Origin of the sequence: Micromonospora chalcea (assembly GCF_028768405.1) — a bacterium.
In the GTDB taxonomy this organism is placed as follows: Bacteria; Actinomycetota; Actinomycetes; order Mycobacteriales; family Micromonosporaceae; genus Micromonospora; species Micromonospora chalcea.
Genome location: NZ_CP118233.1, coordinates 3905035 through 3925050, shown reverse-complemented (window position 1 = coordinate 3925050; position 20016 = coordinate 3905035). Strand labels below are relative to the sequence as shown.

Annotated in this window: 18 protein-coding genes; 8 read left to right on the top strand and 10 right to left on the bottom strand. The window is 72.0% G+C overall.

Going from position 1 to position 20016, the window contains the following annotated elements; genetic code table 11:
* Positions 1-44: 44 nt before the first annotated feature.
* From PVK74_RS17120 to PVK74_RS17100, 5 genes are all read right to left on the bottom strand, one after another.
* On the bottom strand, positions 45-1073 hold the full coding sequence (locus tag PVK74_RS17120; protein ID WP_104114344.1) for an ABC transporter ATP-binding protein: 1029 nt from the start codon (positions 1071-1073) through the stop codon (positions 45-47).
* Positions 1057-2094 (bottom strand): ABC transporter ATP-binding protein, encoded by a 1038-nt coding sequence (locus PVK74_RS17115; RefSeq protein WP_043328366.1) that lies wholly within the window; start codon positions 2092-2094, stop codon positions 1057-1059. The genes PVK74_RS17120 and PVK74_RS17115 overlap by 17 nt, the downstream gene beginning before the upstream one ends.
* Positions 2095-2100: 6 nt before the next feature.
* On the bottom strand, positions 2101-3057 hold the full coding sequence (locus PVK74_RS17110; protein WP_064446558.1) for an ABC transporter permease: 957 nt from the start codon (positions 3055-3057) through the stop codon (positions 2101-2103).
* Positions 3050-3988: an ABC transporter permease gene (locus tag PVK74_RS17105; protein WP_043328367.1), complete on the bottom strand. Its 939-nt coding sequence runs from the start codon at positions 3986-3988 to the stop codon at positions 3050-3052. The genes PVK74_RS17110 and PVK74_RS17105 overlap by 8 nt, the downstream gene beginning before the upstream one ends.
* An 89-nt stretch (positions 3989-4077) precedes the next feature.
* Entirely contained in the window at positions 4078-5676 is a 1599-nt protein-coding gene (locus PVK74_RS17100) for a peptide ABC transporter substrate-binding protein (protein WP_043328368.1), read from the bottom strand.
* 390 nt (positions 5677-6066) lie between these two features.
* On the opposite strand from PVK74_RS17100, the gene PVK74_RS17095 reads away from it, so the two are divergent.
* Together PVK74_RS17095 and PVK74_RS17090 are read left to right on the top strand one after the other, a co-directional pair.
* Positions 6067-6930 (top strand): bifunctional methylenetetrahydrofolate dehydrogenase/methenyltetrahydrofolate cyclohydrolase, encoded by an 864-nt coding sequence (locus tag PVK74_RS17095; protein WP_043328369.1) that lies wholly within the window; start codon positions 6067-6069, stop codon positions 6928-6930.
* A gap of 98 nt (positions 6931-7028) precedes the next feature.
* A complete protein-coding gene (locus tag PVK74_RS17090; protein WP_043328370.1) occupies positions 7029-7979 on the top strand; it encodes a malate dehydrogenase in 951 nt (316 codons plus the stop codon).
* A gap of 133 nt (positions 7980-8112) precedes the next feature.
* On the opposite strand, the gene PVK74_RS17085 is transcribed toward PVK74_RS17090, so the two are convergent.
* The gene (locus PVK74_RS17085) at positions 8113-8910 is read right to left on the bottom strand and encodes an MBL fold metallo-hydrolase (protein WP_274476781.1); all 798 of its coding nucleotides are present in this window, start codon (positions 8908-8910) and stop codon (positions 8113-8115) included.
* A gap of 139 nt (positions 8911-9049) precedes the next feature.
* On the opposite strand from PVK74_RS17085, the gene PVK74_RS17080 reads away from it, so the two are divergent.
* On the top strand, positions 9050-10267 hold the full coding sequence (locus PVK74_RS17080) for an NADP-dependent isocitrate dehydrogenase (RefSeq protein WP_043328372.1): 1218 nt from the start codon (positions 9050-9052) through the stop codon (positions 10265-10267).
* A 313-nt stretch (positions 10268-10580) separates the two neighbouring features.
* Here the strand turns inward: PVK74_RS17080 and galT are convergent, their stop codons facing one another.
* The 4 genes from galT to PVK74_RS17060 form a co-directional block, all read right to left on the bottom strand.
* Entirely contained in the window at positions 10581-11654 is a 1074-nt protein-coding gene (galT, locus tag PVK74_RS17075; protein ID WP_274476779.1) for a galactose-1-phosphate uridylyltransferase, read from the bottom strand.
* Positions 11651-12439: a DeoR/GlpR family DNA-binding transcription regulator gene (locus PVK74_RS17070; RefSeq protein ID WP_043328376.1), complete on the bottom strand. Its 789-nt coding sequence runs from the start codon at positions 12437-12439 to the stop codon at positions 11651-11653. The genes galT and PVK74_RS17070 overlap by 4 nt, the downstream gene beginning before the upstream one ends.
* Before the next feature lie 170 nt (positions 12440-12609).
* On the bottom strand, positions 12610-14139 hold the full coding sequence (gene cysC, locus PVK74_RS17065; protein ID WP_043328378.1) for an adenylyl-sulfate kinase: 1530 nt from the start codon (positions 14137-14139) through the stop codon (positions 12610-12612).
* A 130-nt stretch (positions 14140-14269) separates the two neighbouring features.
* A complete protein-coding gene (locus PVK74_RS17060; protein ID WP_069088265.1) occupies positions 14270-15817 on the bottom strand; it encodes a glycosyltransferase family 2 protein in 1548 nt (515 codons plus the stop codon).
* Between the two features lie 152 nt (positions 15818-15969).
* On the opposite strand from PVK74_RS17060, the gene PVK74_RS17055 reads away from it, so the two are divergent.
* The 5 genes from PVK74_RS17055 to PVK74_RS17035 all read left to right on the top strand — a co-directional run bounded on the left by PVK74_RS17055 (position 15970) and on the right by PVK74_RS17035 (position 20011).
* Positions 15970-16884 carry an ABC transporter ATP-binding protein gene (locus PVK74_RS17055; RefSeq protein ID WP_064448851.1) on the top strand — a complete coding sequence of 305 codons (915 nt, stop codon included), beginning with the start codon at positions 15970-15972 and terminating at the stop codon, positions 16882-16884.
* On the top strand, positions 16877-17755 hold the full coding sequence (locus tag PVK74_RS17050) for an ABC transporter permease (RefSeq protein WP_069088264.1): 879 nt from the start codon (positions 16877-16879) through the stop codon (positions 17753-17755). The genes PVK74_RS17055 and PVK74_RS17050 overlap by 8 nt, the downstream gene beginning before the upstream one ends.
* Positions 17752-18711: an ABC transporter ATP-binding protein gene (locus PVK74_RS17045; RefSeq protein WP_069088263.1), complete on the top strand. Its 960-nt coding sequence runs from the start codon at positions 17752-17754 to the stop codon at positions 18709-18711. Before PVK74_RS17050 ends, PVK74_RS17045 begins: the two co-directional genes overlap by 4 nt.
* Positions 18711-19421 (top strand): ABC transporter permease, encoded by a 711-nt coding sequence (locus tag PVK74_RS17040; protein WP_043328383.1) that lies wholly within the window; start codon positions 18711-18713, stop codon positions 19419-19421. Before PVK74_RS17045 ends, PVK74_RS17040 begins: the two co-directional genes overlap by 1 nt.
* Positions 19422-19573: 152 nt before the next feature.
* The gene (locus PVK74_RS17035) at positions 19574-20011 is read left to right on the top strand and encodes a hypothetical protein (RefSeq protein WP_176722806.1); all 438 of its coding nucleotides are present in this window, start codon (positions 19574-19576) and stop codon (positions 20009-20011) included.
* Positions 20012-20016: the final 5 nt, after the last annotated feature.

The window sequence follows — 20016 nt, the reverse complement described above, 5'->3', positions numbered from 1 at the left end:
GGCCCCGCCCCCTCTTCCTCCGGGGGACGGGGCCTTCGTCGCGCTCACACGTCGGTGCGGACCTCGGCGAAGTGGCAGGCGCTGGGGTGCGGGTCCGCCGCCCGGGGCACGGTCTGCGGGTCCTGGACCGCGCAGACCTCCTCGGCCTTCCAGCAGCGGGTCCGGAAGTGGCAGCCGGACGGCGGGTCGGCCGGGCTGGGCACGTCGCCGCTGAGCCGGATGATGGTCTGCCGGTCGCGGGCCTCCGGATCGGGCACCGGGACCGCCGACAGCAGCGCCTGGGTGTACGGGTGGGTGGCCCGCTGGTAGATCTGCTCCTCGGTGCCGATCTCGACGATCCGGCCCAGGTACATCACCGCGACCCGGTCGGAGATGTGCCGCACCACCGACAGGTCGTGGGCGATGAAGATGTACGACAGCCCGAACTCGTCCTGGAGCTGCTCCAACAGGTTGATCACCTGGGCCTGGATGGAGACGTCGAGCGCCGACACCGGCTCGTCGCAGACGATGATCTCGGGCCGCAGCGCGAGCGCCCGGGCGATGCCGATGCGTTGCCGCTGGCCGCCGGAGAATTGGTGCGGGTACCGGTTGACGTGTTCCGGGTTGAGCCCGACCACGTCCAGCAGCTCCTGCACCCGCTGCCGCCGGCTGCGCTTCGGCGCCACCTCCGGGTGGATCTCGAACGGCTCGCCGACGATGTCGCCGACAGTCATCCGCGGGTTCAGCGAGGTGTACGGGTCCTGCATCACCATCTGCATGTTGCGGCGCAGCCGGCGCAGGTCCGCCCCGCCGGCCCGCAGCAGGTCGCGGCCCTCCAGCGTGACCCGCCCGGCGGTGGGCGTCTCCAGGCGCATCAGCAGCCGGGCCAACGTGGACTTGCCGCAGCCGGACTCGCCGACCACGCCGAGCGTCTCACCGCGCCGCAGCTCGAAAGAGACGCCGTCGACCGCCTTGACCTGGCCGATGGTCTTCTTGAACAGCACGCCCTGGCTGATCGGGAAGTGCTTGACCAGGTGGTCGACGGAGAGGATGGTCTCGCCGCGCACCTTCGTGGCGTCAGCCGGCGCTGTCATCGTGCACCTCCTGCGCGAAGTGGCACGCGCTGGTCCGCCCGTCGCCGAGCACCAGGTCGTGCGGCACCTCGTCCACACAGACCTGCTGGACGTACGGGCACCGGGGGTGGAACGGGCAGCCGGAGGGGATCGCCATCAGGTTCGGCGGCAGGCCGCGGATGCTCGACAGCTCCTGGCCGCGCACGTCCAGGCGCGGGATCGACTCCAGCAACCCCTTCGTGTACGGGTGGGCCGGCGCCCGGTACAGCGCGCGCACGTCGGCGTGCTCGACGATGCGGCCCGCGTACATGACCGCGATCCGGTCCGCGACACCGGCGACCACCCCCAGGTCGTGGGTGATCAGGATGAGCGCCGTGCCGAGGTCGCGGCGCAGGTCGGCCAGGAGGTCCATGATCTGCGCCTGCACCGTCACGTCCAGCGCGGTGGTCGGCTCGTCGGCGATCAGCACCTTCGGGTCGAGAGCCAGCGCCATGGCGATCATGACCCGCTGGCGCATGCCGCCGGAGAACTGGTGCGGGTAGTCACCGAGCCGCTTCGCCGCGGCCGGGATCCGGACCAGGTCCATCAGCTCGATCGTGCGCCTGCGCGCGTCGGCCCGGGACATCCCGGCCCGCTCGCGCAGCGACTCGCCGATCTGCCAGCCGACCGGGAAGACCGGGTTCAACGCCGACAGCGCGTCCTGGAAGATCATCGCGATCTCGGTGCCCCGGATCTGACGGCGTTCCTCCTCCGGCCGGGTCAGCAGGTCCCGCCCCTGGTAGAGGATCTGCCCGCCGCGCACGTACGCGGGCGGGGTGTCCAGGATGCCCATGATCGCCTGGGCGGTGACGGACTTGCCGGAGCCGGACTCGCCGAGCACCGCGAGCGTCTCCCCGGCGTCCAGGTGGTACGTCACCCCGTTGATGACCCGGGCCACGCCCTCGCGGGTGCGGAACTCGACGTGCAGGTCCCGTACCTCCAGCAGGTGCCCGCCCGGCGGGGTGGGCGAGGCCGGCGTGGGCCGGGCCGACGACTGGGTCATGGGTTGTCACCGCAGCTTCGGGTCGAAGGCGTCGCGGATCGCGTCGCCGAGCATGATGAAGGCGAGCACGGTCAGGGCGAGGAAGGCCGACGGCACGATCAGCGGCGTCGCCGACTCGCGCATGTGCACCCGCCCGGCGTCGATGTCGATGCCCCAGGAGATGGTCGGCGCCTTCAGGCCGATGCCGAGGAAGCTCAGCGTCGCCTCGGCCGCGATGAACGAGCCGAGCGCGATGGTGAGCACCACGATGGCCGGGGCGAGCGCGTTCGGCAGGATGTGCCGCCACATGATCCGACCGTTGCCGGCCCCCAGCATCCGGGCTGCGGCCACGTAGTCCTGCTCCCGGGCGGTGATCACCGAGGAGCGGACCACCCGGGCCGCGGTGGTCCACCCGAGCAGCGCCAGCACGAAGATCACCGCGAACAGCCGTACCGTGTCGCCGCTGGTGCTGACCCGCTTGAGCAGCACGATCGCGGCCAGCAGCAGCGGGATGCCGAGCACGATGTCGATCACCCGGGAGAGCACCGCGTCGACCCAGCCGCCGAAGTAGCCGGCGAGCATCCCGACGACGAGCGCGATCACGCCGGTGATCAGCGCGGAGAGCGCCCCCACCAGCAGTGAGGCGCGGGCGCCGTAGACCGCGCGGGCGAACGTGTCGCAGCCCTGGAAGTCGTACCCGAAGATGGCCCCGCCGGACGGCCCGGCGTGCTGGCGGGAGAGCACGCAGTCGCGCGGGTCGTTCGCGGCGAACAGCCCGGGGGCCACCGCCATCGCGGCGACGAGCACCACCAGGAGCAGGCTGATCCAGAAGACCGGGTTGCGGCGCAGGTCCCGCCACGCGTCCCCGGCCAGGCTGCGGGCCCGCTCCGGCCGCCCGGCCCGGCCGGGCGTGCCCGGTTCGCCGGAGACGCCGCGCCGCGCCGCCTGGTTCTCGGTGGCCGCCACCGTCTCGAAGTCACTCATAGCGGATCCTCGGGTCGAGGACGGCGTAGAGCACGTCCACCACCAGGTTGGAGAGCAGGTAGACCACGACGAGCACGCTGACGATGCCGACCACCAGGGGGCCGTCCTCGGTGCGGATGCCGCGGAACAGGTTGAAGCCGACGCCGGGCACGTTGAACACGCCCTCGGTGATGATCGCGCCGCCCATCAGGTTGCCCAGCTCGACGCCGAGGAAGGTGATCACCGGGATGAGCGAGTTGCGCAGCACGTGCACGCCGACGATGCGGCGTCGCCGCAGGCCCTTCGAGCGGGCGGTGCGGACGTAGTCGGCGCGCAGGTTCTCGGTCACCGAGGTACGGGTCAGCCGCAGCGCGGTGGCCAGGGACAGCGAGCCGAGCACGATGCCGGGCAGCAGCAGCGCGTAGAAGGAGGGTTGCGCTCCGGCGGTGGGCGGGAAGATCGGCCAGCGTACGCCGAGGAAGTACTGCGCCAGCGGCGCGAGCACGATGGTGGGTATGCCGAGCACCAGCAGCGTGAGCACGAGCGTGGCGTGGTCGAACACGCCGGAGCGGCGGATGGCCGCGATCACGCCGGCGGTGACTCCGAAGATCACCGTGACCGCCATCGCGATCACCGCCAGCTTGAGGGTGACCGGCCAGGCGGCGGCGAGGATGTCGCTGATCTGCCGCCCGGTCAGCGACTGCCCGAGGTCACCCTGGACCAGACCGCCGAGGTAGTTGAAGTAGCGGTAGAAGAAGCCGCCGACCCCTGTCGCGTCCAGGTGGTACTTCTCGGTCAGGTAGGCCCGCTGCGCGGGGGTCACCGGCCGCTCCCCGGCGAGGGCCTGGATCGGGTCGCCCTGCCCGGCGAACATCAGCGCGTAGACGATCAGAGTGGTCCCGAAGAAGGCGAGGACCATCTGCAGGAGTCGCCGCAGGATGAAGCGGAGCATGCTGGCAAGTCTGCCGAAAACAGCGCAAATGTGGGCCAATGCCAAGGCCGGGCCACCCGGTGGGGGTGGCCCGGCCCGTCAGCAGGGTGTCAGGCGAGTTCGATCTTCAGCAGGTCCACCCGGTCGAAGAGGTCCACGTGGACGTTCTTGACCTTGGTCGAGTGGCCGAAGTTGTTCTGCCCGTACCGCAGCGGGATCACCGGCATGTCCTGCGCGAGCAGGTCCTCCGCCGCCTGGTACTTCTTGATCGCCTCGTCCTCGGTCGCCGCGCGGGCGCCCTCGGCGAGCAGCTTGTCGAACTCCGGGTTGCTGTAGCCGTAGTAGTTCGACGAGCCGGTGCTGCTGTACAGCGGGCCGAGGTAGTTCTCCATGGACGGGTAGTCCATGACCCAGCCCATCCGGAACAGGCCGACCGGCTGCTTCTTCTTGACCTTGGTCAGCAGGTCCGCGAACTTCGGCTCGGCGGTGCCGACGCAGTCCACGCCCAGGTTGGCCTTGAGCTGGTTACAGGTGGCGTCGATCCAGTCCTTGTGGCCGCCGTCGCCGTTGTAGGACAGCTCGATCTTCTTCGGGCCGCCCGCGGCCTCGTACATGGCCTTGGCCTTGACCGGGTCGAACGCGCCCGCGGTGCCGATGGTGTTCTCCCGGTAGCCGGCGACCACCGGCGAGACGAACGAGCGGGCCGGCCGCTGCGAGTCCTTGAAGATCGACTTGGTGATCTCGTCCCGGTCGATCGCCATCGAGATGGCCTTGCGCACCTCGGGCTTGCTGAACTCCTCCTGGAACGTCGGGAAGGCCAGCACCTGCAGCGACGAGGCCGGGCTCTCCTGGTAGCGGTCGCCCAGGTCGGTCGCGGCGGTGGACAGGTTCTCGGTCGGGATCGTCTTGATCACGTCGAGGTTGTCCGACAGCACGTCCGCGTACGCGGCGGTCGGCTGCTGGTAGATGCGGAACTCGACACCGGCGACCTTGGGCTGCTGGCCCGGGAAGGCGTCGTAGCGCTCCACCTCGACCTTGGCGTCGTGCTGCCAGCTGCCCTTCATCTTGAACGGGCCCTGACCGATCGGGGCCTGCTCGTAGCCCTCGGCCAGTACGCCCGGCGCGGAAAAGGCCGCCTCGGGCAGCGGGTAGAAGGCGGTGTAGCCGAGCATCGACTTGAAGTCCACGTACGGCTCGTTGAGCGTCACGGTGAAGGTCAGGTCGTCGACCTTCTGCAGGCCGCTGAGCGTCTTCGCCTTCGGCGTCTCGCCCTGGAGGTCGTCGTAGCCGGCCACCTTCTCGAAGAAGTAGCTGGAGTTCTGGCCGTTCGGGGCGTACGCGCCGTAGTTCCAGGCGTCGATGTAGTTGTCGGCGGTGACCTTCTCGCCGTTGTGGAACGTGTAGCCGGGCTTCAGCTTGATCGTCCAGACCTTGTTGTCCGACGTCGTCACCGAGTCCGCCGCCACCTCGTGCGGCTTGTTCGCCTCGTCGTAGTCGACGAGCGGGCTGAACAGGGCCGACAGGACCTGGGAGCCGCTCGTCTCGTTGGTGTTTGTGGGCACCAGGTGCTGCGGCTCGGCGATCTCGATCCGCACGGCCGCGTCGGGGTTGCCGGCACCGCCGCTGCCGCCGCCCGAGCCGCAGGCCGTCAGGCCGAGCGTCACCGCGAGCGGGAGCGCGGCCCAGGCCGCGAGCCTACGAACACGCATGGGGTCTCCTCATCTCCTCACGCTGCGCGGTCGTCCCGACGTTGGGTGACTCTCCGCAACGAGCGGTAACGGTAGGTCGCGGTTCGGCCCATCGACAACTGGCGCGTGGTTGATCGATGACGGATCGTGTTCGCCCTGTCTTGTCGTTGCCGCTCGCGCGTGCTAAACCTCGCCCCTGCCTGGTTCTTTCCTGGTTGCCTCTGTTCCGGTCCGCGCGTGGCCGGGCGGTCTGCGACGGCTGTTCCCGCTGTCCGGTCCCTGCCCGTCCGGGTGTGACCGGGCTGCGGCGTCACCGTGATTGGTGACTCTCCGTGACTTAGCGCACGTTGCGCAGCGTGATCGTCGGCCGTCGTCGTCCGGGCCCGCCAGCGGGCGTGAGACGATCACGACGTGACGGCGACGATCCTGGACGGCAAGGCCACCGCGGCGGAGATCAAGGACGAGCTACGGGCCCGGGTCAAGGCGCTCGCGGAACGCGGCATCACCCCCGGCCTCGGCACGGTGCTGGTCGGGGAGGACCCCGGCTCCCAGGCGTACGTCAACGGCAAGCACCGCGACTGCGCCGAGGTCGGCATCGCCTCGCTGCGGGTCACGCTGCCCGCGGACGCCACCCAGGAGCAGCTCGACGCGGCGCTCGCCGAGCTGAACGCCGACCCGGCCTGCCACGGCTACATCGTCCAGCTCCCGCTCCCCGGGCACCTCGACACCCAGCGCGCGCTGGAGTCGATCGACCCGGACAAGGACGCCGACGGGCTGCACCCGGTCAACCTGGGCCGGCTCGTCCTCGGGTACGACGCTCCGCTGCCCTGCACCCCGCGCGGCATCGTGGAGCTGCTGCGCCGCCACGACGTGCCGCTGCGCGGCGCGAACGTGGCCGTCGTCGGCCGGGGCAACACGGTCGGCCGTCCGCTGGGCCTGCTGCTGACCCGGCGCAGCGAGAACGCCACGGTGACGCTCTGCCACACCGGCACGCTCGACCTCGCCGCGCACACCCGCGCCGCCGACGTCGTCATCGTCGCCGCCGGCGTACCGGGTTTGCTCACCGCCGACATGGTCAACCCGGGCGCGACAGTGGTCGACGTCGGCATCACGCGCGTGATCGGCGACGACGGCAAGGGCCGCTACACCGGCGACGTCGACCCGGAGGTCGCCGAGGTCGCCGGCAAGCTCGTGCCGATGCCCGGCGGCGTCGGTCCGATGACCCGGGCGATGCTGCTCACCAACGTGGTCGAACGGGCCGAGCGGGCGGGCTGACACCCACCCAGGTCATAACCGTCCGCCCCTGGCCCGATCGGTGCCAGGATGGCTGATACGGTCCGGAAAACCGACTGGGATCAGGGAGTGGGACGACCATGGGTAAGAAGGTCACTGTCGTCGGCGCCGGCTTCTACGGCTCGACCACCGCACAGCGCCTGGCCGAGTACGACGTCTTCGACACCGTCGTGATCACCGACATCGTGGAGGGCAAGCCGGCGGGTCTCGCGCTCGACCTCAACCAGTCCCGCGCGGTCGAGGGCTTCGAGACCAAGGTTGTCGGCGTCACCACCGGCCCGAACGGCGAGGGCTACGACGCCATCGAGGGCTCGGACGTGGTCGTCATCACCGCCGGCCTGCCGCGCAAGCCCGGCATGAGCCGGATGGACCTGCTGGAGACCAACGCCAAGATCGTCCGGCAGGTCTCCGAGAACGTCGCCAAGTACGCGCCGAACGCCGTCGTCATCGTGGTGTCCAACCCGCTCGACGAGATGACCGCGCTGGCCCAGCTCGCCACCCAGTTCCCGCGCAACCGGGTGCTCGGCCAAGCCGGCATGCTGGACACCGCCCGCTTCACCAACTTCGTCGCCGAGGCGCTGAGCGTACCGGTGAAGTCGGTACGGACCCTGACGCTCGGCTCGCACGGCGACACGATGGTCCCGGTGCCGTCCAAGAGCACCGTGAACGGCAAGCCGCTGCGTGACGTCATGCCGGCCGAGCAGATCGAGGAGCTGGTCGTCAAGACCCGCAACGGTGGCGCCGAGGTCGTCGCGCTGCTCAAGACCGGTTCGGCGTACTACGCCCCGTCCGCCGCCGCGGCCCGGATGGCGAAGGCAGTGGCCGAGGACTCCGGCGAGGTCATGCCGGTCTGCGCCTGGGTCGACGGCGAGTACGGCATCTCCGGCGTCTACCTGGGCGTCGAGGCCGAGATCGGTGCCGAGGGCGTGAAGCGGGTCGTCGAGACCGACCTGGACGCCGACGAGCTGGCCGCGCTGAAGGAGGCCGCCGAGGCCGTCCGCGCCAAGCAGGGCGACGTCGCCAGCATGTGAGCCCGACCAACTGCGCAGAAGGCCCGCCGGCTTCCGCCGGCGGGCCTTCCGCTGTCCCGCCCGCGTCTCTCCCCGCCCTCCCCGTCGATCATGAAGTTGACGGCGTATTCGATCTCCAATTCCGCCGCCAACCTCATGATCGGGCCGGTCGGGGGTGGGGGGTGAAGGGAGCGGTCAGGTGGGGGGTGGCCAGGGTGGCGGGGGAGAGGGTTGCCAGCAGGGTCGTGCGGGCGTGGCGGGCTTCGTCCGGGTCCACCTCGTGGGCGTACGCCAGCTCCGGGGCGACCAACTGGATCGCGTGCACGAGCAGGTCGCCGGTGATCAGGAGGCGCTCGTCGTCCGCCTCGATGAGCACCGACTGGTGACCCGGCGTGTGGCCTGGGGTGTGCAGCAGCCGTACCCCCGGGGTGAGGGGCGTCTCGCCGTCGACCACCCGCAGGCGGCCGGCGGCGCGCAACGGCCCCAGGAACCGGGCCGGCAGTTCCGGGTGGAACAGATCCAGCGCGTCCAGCTCGGCGCGCTGTACCAGGTGGTCCGCGTTCGGGAACAGCGCGCCGGCCCAGCCCACGTGGTCGGTGTGCAGGTGGGTGAGGACCACGGTGCGGACGTCGGCCGGATCGATCCCGGCGGCGGCCAGCTCGGCCGGCAGCCGGCCGGGGACCGGCGCCCAGCTCGCGGCGAGCGAGTCGGCCGGGCCGATGCCGGCGTCGACGAGCGTGACCGGCCCGTCGCCGGTCCGCACCGCGAACGCGCGGAACCGCAGCCACCACCGGCCGTCGGCGGTGACGGCGCCCGGGTCGAGCCGGTCGGCAGCCGCCCAGTGCGCCTGGGTGGCGCCGGGAAACGCCTCGCCGCGGGGCTGGAAGAAGGGCCCCTCGCCGTCGGACAGCGCGGTGACCGTGATAGACCCGAGGGTGCGGCTGCGCGGCATCGCACGATGATGCCAGCGGGTCGCGGTACGGCGCAGCCCGCTTTTCCGGCGGCCCACCCGGGCCGCCTGGGGACTGCCGGCCAGTTTCCAGTACGCTCGTACTGCTTGAGCACGTGTCCCCCGAGAGGAGCGCCGGCCGATGGCGAAGATCAAGGTAAACAACCCGGTCGTGGAGATCGACGGCGACGAGATGACCCGGATCATCTGGAAGCAGATCCGGGAGCAGCTGATCCTGCCCTACCTCGACGTCGACCTGCACTACTACGACCTGTCGATCCAGCACCGTGACGCCACCGACGACCAGGTCACCGTCGACGCCGCCAACGCCATCAAGGAGCACGGCGTCGGCGTCAAGTGCGCCACCATCACCCCGGACGAGGCCCGGGTGGAGGAGTTCGGCCTGAAGAAGATGTGGCGGTCGCCGAACGGCACCATCCGCAACATCCTCGGCGGCGTGGTCTTCCGCGAGCCGATCATCATGTCGAACGTGCCGCGGCTCGTCCCGGGCTGGACCAAGCCGATCATCATCGGCCGGCACGCGCACGGCGACCAGTACAAGGCCACCGACTTCGTCGTCCCCGGCCCGGGCACGGTGACCATCACCTACACCCCGGCCGACGGCGGCACCCCGATGGAGATGGAGGTCGCCAACTTCCCCGGCGGCGGCATCGCCATGGGCATGTACAACTACGACGAGTCGATCCGGGACTTCGCCCGCGCCTCGTTCCGGTACGGCCTGGACCGCAACTACCCGGTCTACATGTCCACCAAGAACACCATCCTCAAGGCGTACGACGGCCGGTTCAAGGACATCTTCGCCGAGGTGTTCGAGAACGAGTTCAAGGCCGAGTTCGAGGCCGCCGGCCTCACCTACGAGCACCGGCTGATCGACGACATGGTCGCCGCCGCGCTCAAGTGGGAGGGCGGGTACGTCTGGGCCTGCAAGAACTACGACGGTGACGTGCAGTCCGACACCGTCGCGCAGGGCTTCGGCTCGCTCGGCCTGATGACCTCGGTGCTGCTCTCCCCGGACGGCCGCACCGTCGAGGCCGAGGCCGCCCACGGCACCGTCACCCGGCACTACCGGCAGTACCAGAAGGGCGAGAAGACCTCGACCAACCCGATCGCCTCGATCTACGCCTGGACCCGGGGCCTGGCCCACCGGGGCAAGCTGGACGGCACCCCGGCGGTCACCGAGTTCGCGAACACGCTGGAGAAGGTCATCGTGGACACCGTCGAGGGCGGCCAGATGACCAAGGACCTCGCGCTGCTCATCTCGCGGGACGCCCCGTGGCTGACCACCGACGAGTTCATGAACGCGCTCGACGAGAACCTGGCGCGCCGGCTCGCCGCCTGACGTGTAAGGAAGGGCCCCTTCTTAACGCCTCGCGTTGTAGAAGGGGCCCTTTTTAACACCTCAGGGCTGTCGGGGCGGCGTGACCTCGCTCGGTGCGTTCTCGTTGACAGGGTGGACGAGATGCCAGTCGCGTCCGTGAAGGTGGGCCGTCGCCGCGCGCCGGCCGGCCGACCTTCGAGGCTGCTGAGCGCAGCCAGCCGTCCCTTCCCTGCGGGGGGTCCTGTCCCGGGCCCCCCGCGCCCCCGTGCCCGGGCTGCGGTTGTTAAGAAGGGGCCCTTTCTCTACCGCAGGCGTTAACAAGGGGCCCTTCCTTTCATGCGGCGCGCAGCAGCTCGGCGGCTCGCTCGGGGGCGATGTCGTTGATGAACACCCCCATGCCGGACTCCGACCCGGCCAGGTACTTCAGCTTGTCCTTGGCCCGCCGGATGCTGAACAGCTGCAGGTGCAGGTGGCCCAGCTCCCTGTCGATCCGTACCGGCGCCTGGTGCCAGGCCGCGATGTACGGCATCGGCAGGTCGAACAGCCCGTCGAAGCGACGCAGCAGGTCCAGGTATAGCGGCCCGAACGCGTCCCGCTCGGCGTCGTCGAGCGCCGGGATGTCCGGCACCGGCCGGTGCGGCGCCACGTGCACCTCGAACGGCCAGCGCGCCGCCGCCGGGACGTACGCGGTCCAGTGCTCGTTGCTCGTCACCACCCGTTCCCCGGAGGCGCGTTCGGCAGCCAGCACGTCGGCGTACAGGTTGCCGCCGGTGCGCTCGGCGTGCCGCCGGGCGGCGGCCAGCATGTCGCGGGTGCGCGGCGTGACGAACGGGTACGCGTAGATCTGCCCGTGCGGGTGGTGAAGCGTCACCCCGATCTCCACGCCCCGGTTCTCGAACGGGAAGACCTGCTCCACGCCGGGCAGCGCGCTCAGCGCTTCGGTGCGGTCGGCGAGCGCGTCCAGCACGGTCCGCACCCGGTGCGGGGAGAGCCGGGCGAACGAGGCGTTGTGGTCGTCGGTGAAGCAGACCACCTCGCACCTGCCGAGGCCGGGCCGTACCGGGGTGAACGGCGTGATCTCGGCCGGTTCGTCGGCGACCCGCTGGCTCAGTGACGGGAACCGGTTCTCGAACACGACGACGTCGTAGTCGGGCGCCGGGATCTCGCTGTGCCGGTCGCCCCGGGACGGGCACAGCGGGCACTGGTCGGCCGGGGGCAGGAACGTGCGGGTCTGCCGGTGCACCGCCACCGCCACCCACTCGTCGGTCAGCGGGTCGTACCGCAGCTGCGAGGCGGGCGGGGGAGGGGGCAGGTCCCGCCGGTCCGGCTGGTCCCGGACCGCGTCGTCCCGCTCGTCGAAGTAGATCAGCTCGCGGCCGTCGGCCAGCGCGATCCGCGTACGCTTCACTGCGCCCCCCTCTGCGCGGGCACCGTCACCAGCTCGCCCACCCTGTCGTCGAGTACCCGTCGTGCCTCGGGCGCCAACCGGTCGTCGGTGACCAGCACGTCCGCCGCGTCCAGCGGCACTATCGACGAGATGCCGACGGTGCCCCACTTGGTGTGGTCGGCCAGCACCACGAGCCGGTCCGCGGCGGCCACGAGCGCCCGGTTCGTGTCCGCCTCCATCAGATTGGGCGTGGTGAACCCGGCCCGTTCGCTGATGCCGTGCACGCCGAGAAAGAGCACGTCCAGGTGGAGCGCGGCGATCGCGGCCACGGCGAGCGGCCCGACGAGCGCGTCCGACGGCGTGCGTACCCCGCCGGTGAGCACCACTGTCTGGTCGGGCCGGCCGCCGACGTGCAGCGCCTCCGCCACCGGCAGCGAGTTGGTGACCACCGTGAGGCCGGGCACGTCGACAAGTCGCCGGGCCAGCTCGGCGGTGGTGGTGCCGGCGGAGAGCGCGATGGCGGCGCCGGGCCGGACCAGCCCTGCGGCGTGGTCGGCGATCGCCGCCTTCTCGGCGGACTGGCGGTCGGCCTTGGCGCGGAAGCCGGGCTCGTCGGTCGAGCCGGGACCGGCGGGCGTCGCGCCGCCGTGCACCTTGGCGAGCAGGCCCTGCTCGTGCAGCGTGTCCAGGTCGCGGCGGATGGTCATGTCGGACACGCCGAACTCGGCGGCCAGTTCGGTGACCCGGACGCCGCCGGCGAGACGCAGTCGTTCCAGGATCGCCGTCTGCCGCTGCCGCGCCAGCATTCCGGCCCACCTCCGAGCGTCACCGACCGCGATGCTCACGCGGTCGAACGTGTTCCAACAAAGGCGAACACTACCGCGCAGCGAGGGGCGATGCGAAACCGCCGTCGTCCGAAGGCCGGACGACGGCGGTCGAGGTGCTCGCAGGCCGGACGCGTCCGGCGGCCGAAAGGTCAGGCGGGCTGGAGGCGGGGCTCCACCCAGCCGGTCTCGGTGAGGTGTTCCATCACCTTCCCGATGGCCTCCTCGACGCTGATGTCCGAGGTGTCCACCACGAGATCGGCGTCGGTGGGCTCCTCGTACGGGTCGTCGATGCCGGTCATCCCGGTGAGCAGGCCGGCCCGGGCGCGGGCGTACAGGCCCTTGCGGTCGCGCTGCTCACAGACCTCAAGCGGCGTCGCCACGTGGACCAGCAGGAAGCCCGCGCCGGCCGCCTCGGCCATCTCCCGCGCGGTGGCGCGGGCCGCCGCGTACGGCGCGATCGGGCAGCAGATGCCGACCCCGCGGTGCCGGGCGATCTCGGCGGCCACCCAGCCGATCCGGCGCACGTTGAGATCCCGGTCGGACTTGCTGAACCCGAGCCCGGCGGACAGCTCCCGCCGCACCACGTCGCCGTCGAGCAGCGTGATCGTGCGGTCGCCCTGCTCACGGAGCACGTCGGCCAGGCCCCGGGCGATCGTCGACTTGCCCGAGCCGGACAGCCCGGTCAGGAAGATCACCAGTCCCCGGTACCGCCGCGGCGGGCGGGCCCGGACCAGTTCCTTCGCCACCGCCGGCGGGGTGTGCCACTCGGGCAGCGGGAAGCCCCGGTCCAGCAGGTCGTCGATCTCCTCCACGCTCAGCGCCAGCCGGCGGTTGCGCGGCGGGATGTCCTCCCGCCAGCGCCACTGCCCGTCCCGGTTGTCGTAGGCCAGCTCGCGGGGCACCAGCACGCGCAGGCCGGCGCCGGAGAGCATGCCCTCGGTGGAGAGCAGGTGGGTCACGCCGTACGCGGCGGCGACCCGGGCCCGCAGCAGCGCGTCGCTGATCTCGTCACGCCGGCGGGCCAGCGGCACCGCCACCAGCGTCGCCGGGGGCATCCGGTCGCGGGCGGCGAACACGGTACGCACCAGCGCCTCGGACGGCAAGCCACCGGTCGACCCCTCGCCCACCGGGATCAGCACCAGCAGGTGCGCGCCGAGCGTGCGGGCCGCGTGCGCGATCTGCGCCAGTTGCGGGCGGTGCAGCGGACGGTCGGCGAAGACCCCGAGCACCCGGCCCGGCGGCAGCAGGCCGCGTACCTCGTCGGGGCCGCGCCGCAGGCGCTGGAACGGTCCGTGGCCGCCGTCGCCCAGGCGGCGCACCGTGCCACCGACGCCCACCAGGCCCTCGCGGCCCGGCCAGACGTCCGTCACGTCCATCGCCGCGACCGGCGCGCCCTCGCCGTCGGTGAGGACCACCGCCCGGCGGGCCGGGTCCGCCGGGTCGAGCCCGTCGGCCAGCGCGGCCGGCACCTGGAGCGTCACCGGCACCGGCCACGGGGTGCCGTCGGCCAGCCGGCCGCGCCGGCTCAGCGAGGTCAGGTCGGCCCGGCTCATGAAACCGGTGAGCGGCGCGTACGCCCCGCTCAGCAACAACTGGAGATCGGCCAGCTCAGCGGGTCTGGGCGCGTACGACGGCGCATCCCGCAGAACGTCCTCGGGCAGCAGCCACCCGTTGCTCATCGAACCCCCAACTCACCGGCCGGCACACAGTTTCGCAGCCCACCGGCGATCGGTCGAGAGCGCCACCCGGCCTCCCGGTAATCGCGCGTTCCGGCGATCGTGCCGAGGACGAACCGGGGTCTTCGAATCCTTACCGCCGGGCCGCCGCCGGTCGATCGTGCGAACGGCTGCCGGCGCGCGCCGTCCGGCCGAGCGCGCGATCCCGGATCCGCCGGACCGCCCGCCGGATCCGGGCGCGGAGCCGGCGCGGATCCTCCACCCGGGGCGGCCCGCCGTCGGCCGCGCAGCGCACCACGAGCGGCAGGTTCGCGTCCAGCGCCCACCCGGCCTGAATCACCCGGGCCCGGACCTCCCAGGTGCCCCGGGTCCGGCCGCCGTCGAGCGCCGCGAAGTCGACGGTGGCGGTGCTGCGGTGACAGACCCGGCCGTCGGCGGCCGGCTCGGTGGTGGCGTCGACCGGCAGGAAGAACTCCTCCCGGGTCTCCCGGCGGCGGATCACCACGTCGGTCCTCGCCCCGCCGGCCCGCATCACGACACCGTCCGGCGCGGCCCCGGCCACCGGGAGCACCGGCAGCCCTCGGTCGTCGAAGCGCAGCGGCTCGTCCCCGGCGCGCAGGTGGGCGGAGACGGCGACGGTCAGCGTCCGTCCCTCCACCTGCCACCGGTCGACGGCGGCGTGCGCCCGGACACTCACGTCCCACTCCGCCAGCCGGCGCAGGTCGGCCATCCGCCCCTGCGCGGCGAGATGCGCGATCACCTGGTACATCGGCGGCACCCCGGCGATCGCCTCGGGTGCGACACGCTCCTTCACGAGCTGCCCCACCTCGTCCGCCACCTGCCCGGCCCAGGGCTCCGGCGCGCTCAGCAGCGCCTGCCCGCGCAGCCGGTTCAGCATCTCCTTGCGCAGCCAGCGCCGGTGCAGCCGCAGGCGGGCCGCGGCCGGTGGGCGGTGGGCGTCCACGATGTCCATCGCGGCCCGCAGCGCCGCGTAGTACTCCGCCGGGTCCATCCGGGTGGCGGTGACGTTGCCCGCGTCCTCGCGGCGGGCGTGGTGGTAGCAGGGGTGGTCGGCCAGCACGCAGATCCGTTCGGCGAGCAGATAGGCCGCCGCCATCAGCCGGTGGTCCTCCAGGCGTCGCGGGTGGCCCTCCGGGAAGCGCAGCCCGTGCCGGTCGAGGAAGGACCGCCGGAACAGCTTGTGACAGGTCATGCTGTCGGCCAGCGGCGCGTTCGCCAGGGTGGCGTCGAACCGGTTCTCCCGGAACAGCTCCCGCGGTACGCCCCGCCGGTGCCCGATCATCCGTCCGACGACGATGTCCGCGTCGTGTGCCCGGGCGCAGGAGTGCAGGCGGGCCAGCGCCTCGTCGCCGAACCAGTCGTCGTCGTCGGCGAAGAAGACGTACTCGCCGCGTGCCTGCTCCAGCCCCTGGTTGCGCGGGCGCGACGGCCAGCCCGAGTGCGGCAGGCGCAGCACCCGCACGTGCGGGTCGGCAGCGGCCAGCTCGTCCAGGCGCTGCGGCGTCCCGTCGGTCGACCCGTCGTCGGCGAAGATCACCTCGTATCCGCCGGGCGGCAGCCCCTGCCGCGACAGCGACGCGACGAGCGGATCGAGGTGGGCCCCGCAGTTGTACGTGGGCACCACCACGCTCACCGCCGGCCGGTCCGTACCGTCGCTCATGACGCCCCCCGTCGAGTCGCCTCACACGGTGGCAGCTTCCCCGCGACGCCGCTACCCCGTCGGTCACCTAGGGGGCCCGGAGCCGAGGGATCAGGGGATCGCCCGGGTCAGGACGGGCTCCGGCGCGGCCCCGGAGTTCTACGCTGAACGGCGTGACACTGCTCGCGACCGAGTCGCTGACCAAGACGTACGGAGGCCGGGTCACCGCGTTGACCGACCTCACCGTATCGGTCGAGCCGGGGATCATCGGGCTGGTGGGCGCGAACGGCGCCGGCAAGTCCACTCTGATCAAGATCCTGCTGGGTCTGCTCCCGCCGACCAGCGGCCGGGTACAGGTGCTCGGCCTCGACCCGACCACCGACCCGGCCGCGGTCCGCGCCCGGGTCGGATACATGCCCGAGCACGACGCCCTCCCGCCCGACCTGTCCGCCGCCGAGCTGGTCACCCACCTGGGCCGGATCAGCGGACTGCCGCGCACCGTCGCCCGGGAACGGGCCTCCGAGGCGCTGCGCCACGTCGGCCTGCACGAGGAGCGGCACCGGGCCGTCGGTGGCTACTCCACCGGCATGAAGCAGCGGGTCAAGCTCGCCCAGGCGCTCGTACACGATCCCGATCTGCTGCTGCTCGACGAGCCGACGAACGGCCTCGACCCGGCCGGCCGGGACGCCATGCTCGCGCTGATCCACCGGATCGGCACCGAGTTCGGCATCTCGGTGGTGGTCTGCTCGCACCTGCTCGGCGAGGTGGAGCGGATCTGCGACACGCTCGTCGCCATCGACGGCGGCCGGCTGCTGCGCGCCGACCGGGTGTCCGCCATGACCACCGCCACCGACGTGCTCGCCGTCGAGGTGAGCGAGGGCACCGACGACCTGGCCGCCCGGCTCGCCGCGCTCGACCTGCCGGTGACCCGCGACGGGCGGCTGCTGCTCGTCCCGCTCGCCGACGACGCCACCTACGACCAGATCCTCGGCGCGGTCGCCGAGCTGGACCTGCCGCTGCACCGGCTGGACCAGCGGCGGCACCGGGTGGCCGAACTCTTCGCCGCGAGGGAGCCCAGCCATGTCTGACGCGACCGGGGTCATCCACGACATCGGCTACCAGCGCTACACCGGCCCGCGGCTCGGCCGCCGGCAGGTCTTCGGCGCGCTCTACCTGCACGGCGTGCGTACCGTCTTCGGGCTGGGCCGCAGTGCCAAGGCGAAGATCTTCCCGTGGCTGGTCGTCTCCGTGGTGACCGTGGTGGCCGCCGGGGTCACCGCGGTGCGCAGCCAGATCGGCGAGGTGGTGATGACGTACGCCCAGTTCGCCGACGCGATGAGCTGGCTGGTCATCTTCTTCGCCGCGGTGGCCGCGCCCGAGCTGGTCTCCCGCGACCTGCGCAGCGGCGTGCTGCCGCTGTACTTCTCCCGGCCGCTGCCGCGCGGCGACTACGCGCTGTCCAAGCTGCTGGCGCTTGTCACCGCGCTGTGGCTGCTGCTCGGCGGCCCGCAGCTGGTGATGTTCCTCGGCGCCGCGTTCACCACGAACCGGGGCGTACGCGGGGTGTGGGACGAACTGCTCGACCTGCTGCCCGGGCTGCTCTACGCCGGGCTCTGGGCGGTGGTGTTCGCCTCGATCGCGCTGCTCGTCGCCTCGCTGACCGGCAAGCGCGCGTTCGCGGCCGGCGGCATCGTGGCGGTCTTCCTGATGACCACGCCGGTCGTCGGCGTGCTGTCCATCCTGCCCTCGCGGACGATCAACGAGCTGGCCTTCGTCGCCTCCCCGCCGACGCTCGTCGGCGGCGTGGGCAACTGGGCGCTCGGCGACCGGCTGACCCAGGGACGGGGTGGCATGCCGATCGGCGACTTCGGGCCGGTCTACGCCGTGGTCGCCGTGCTGCTGGTCGCCGCCTGCGTCAGCCTGCTGCTCCTGCGATACCGGAAGGTGGCCGCCCGATGACGGCGATCAGCACCCAGTCGACGGCCGGCGCGCCCGCCACCGCGACGAGCACGCTCGACCTGGCCGGTGTCTCCCGCTGGTACGGCAACGTGGTGGCGGTCAACGACGTCACCATGCGGCTCGGCCCCGGCGTGACCGGCCTGCTCGGCCCCAACGGCGCCGGCAAGACCACGCTGCTGCACATGATGGCGGGCTTCCTGTCGCCGTCGCGCGGCACCGTGACGCTGGACGGGGAGCCGACCTGGCGCAACCCCGGCGTCTACCGGCGGCTCGGCCTGGTCAGCGAGCGCGAGGCGGTGCACACGTTCCTCAGCGCGTACGAGTTCGTGCTGGCCAGCGCGAAGCTGCACCGGCTGCCCGACCCGGAGGCCGCCACGAAGCGGGCGATCGAGCTGGTCGAGATGGAGGACGCGCAGACCCGCCGGATCGGCACCTACTCCAAGGGCATGCGGCAGCGCACCCGGGTCGCCGCCGCGCTGGTGCACGACCCGCAGGTGCTGCTGCTCGACGAGCCGTTCAACGGGATGGACCCGCGCCAGCGGCTGCACATGATGGCGCTGCTGCACCGGCTCGGCGACGCGGGACGGACCATCCTGTTCAGCTCGCACATCCTGGAGGAGGTCGAGCAGGTCTCCGGCACCGTCCAGGTGATGGTCGCCGGCCGGCTGGCCGCCTCCGGCGACTACCGGACCATCCGCCGCCTGATGACCAACCGGCCGCACGTGTTCGCGGTCCGCTCCACCGACGACCGCGCCCTGGCGGTGGCGCTGATGGCCGAGGCGTCGGTCTCCGGCGTCGAGCTGGGCCGCACCGGCCTGACCGTCAAGGCCGGCGACTACGGCGCGTTCACCCGGGCCCTGCCCCGGATCGCGCTCCGGCACGGCATCCGGGTCCGGCAGCTCCTGCCGGAGGACGAGTCGCTGGAGAGCGTCTTCTCGTATCTGGTGGAGGCATGATGTCGACAGTCACCTGGATCACCGCGCGCGGCCTGTTCGGCCGGAGCCGGTTCCTCATGCTGCTGCCGTTGCCGCTGATCCTGATCGGCCTGGCGGTGCTCTGCCGGTCGCTCGGCGTCGACCCCGGCCAGTGGGGCCCGCCGGTGCTCGTCGGCCTCGGCCTGGCGGTGGTGCTGCCGGTGGTGGCGCTGATCGTGGGCACCGGCGTGCTCGGCGCGGAGATCGACGACGGCACCGTCGTGCACATCCTCACCAAGCCGCTGCCGCGCTGGCAGATCGTGCTGCCGAAGCTGGCGGTCGCGGCCGGCGTCACGGCGGTCACCGTCGGTGTCCCGATCTACGTCGCGGGCGTGCTCGCCGATTCGGTACGCCTCGGACTCGCCCTGGTCGTCGCCTCGGCGGCGGGCGCGCTGGCGTACTCGGCGCTGTTCCTGGCGCTGAGCCTGGTGACCCGGCGGCCGGTGCTGCTCGGCCTGGTCTACGTGCTGATCTGGGAAGGCCTGCTGGGCCGGTTCGTCAGCGGCACCCGGGTGCTGTCGATCCAGCAGTGGGTGATCGCCCTGGCCGACCGGATGGCGCCGACGCCGCTGCTCGGCACCAGTGTCTCGGTGCCGGTCGCGGCGGTGCTCACCGCGCTGGTGGCGGTCGGGTTCACCGTGCTGGCGATCGACCGCCTGCGCTCGTTCAGCGTGGCCGGCGAGACGAGCTGAGCCCGCAGGGCGGGACCCGTTTTCCGGCGTTCGCGACGGAAAACGGGTTCCGCCCTGCCGTGTCCGGTCTGCTAGTTTGCGGCGGCTACGAACACCGACACGGGGAGAACACTGTGCGTTCAGCTCGCTTCGCCCTGCTCGCTCCTGCCGCGGTGGCGATGATCGTCATGTCCGGCTGCGGCGACGACGAGGACACCCCCTCGGCCGGGTCGGCGGCGCCCTCCGCCCCGGCCGCCACGTCCGTGCCGCCGGTGACGCCGGCCCCGGTGGGCCTCGACGAGGCCACCCGGAAGACCTGCACGACGGCGGAGAAGGACATCACCGCCGCCCTGAAGGAGGTGGCCGAGGCGGAGAAGATCGGCCCGCCGGCCGGTCACTCGGCGGTCAGCGCGCAGTACTCGGCGGGCGCGGCCACGCTCTACACGCACGCCTTCACCAACAGCGACGAGGTGAACAGCGCGGTGAAGGGCGTCGCGACCGAGATGAGCGACCTCGCCGACGCCTGGGCCAAGGCGCCGGGCAAGGCGCCGAGCAGGGCGGATCTCACCGCCGCCCGGGACAAGCTCAAGGCGGCCTGCGCGGCCGACTGAGGCAT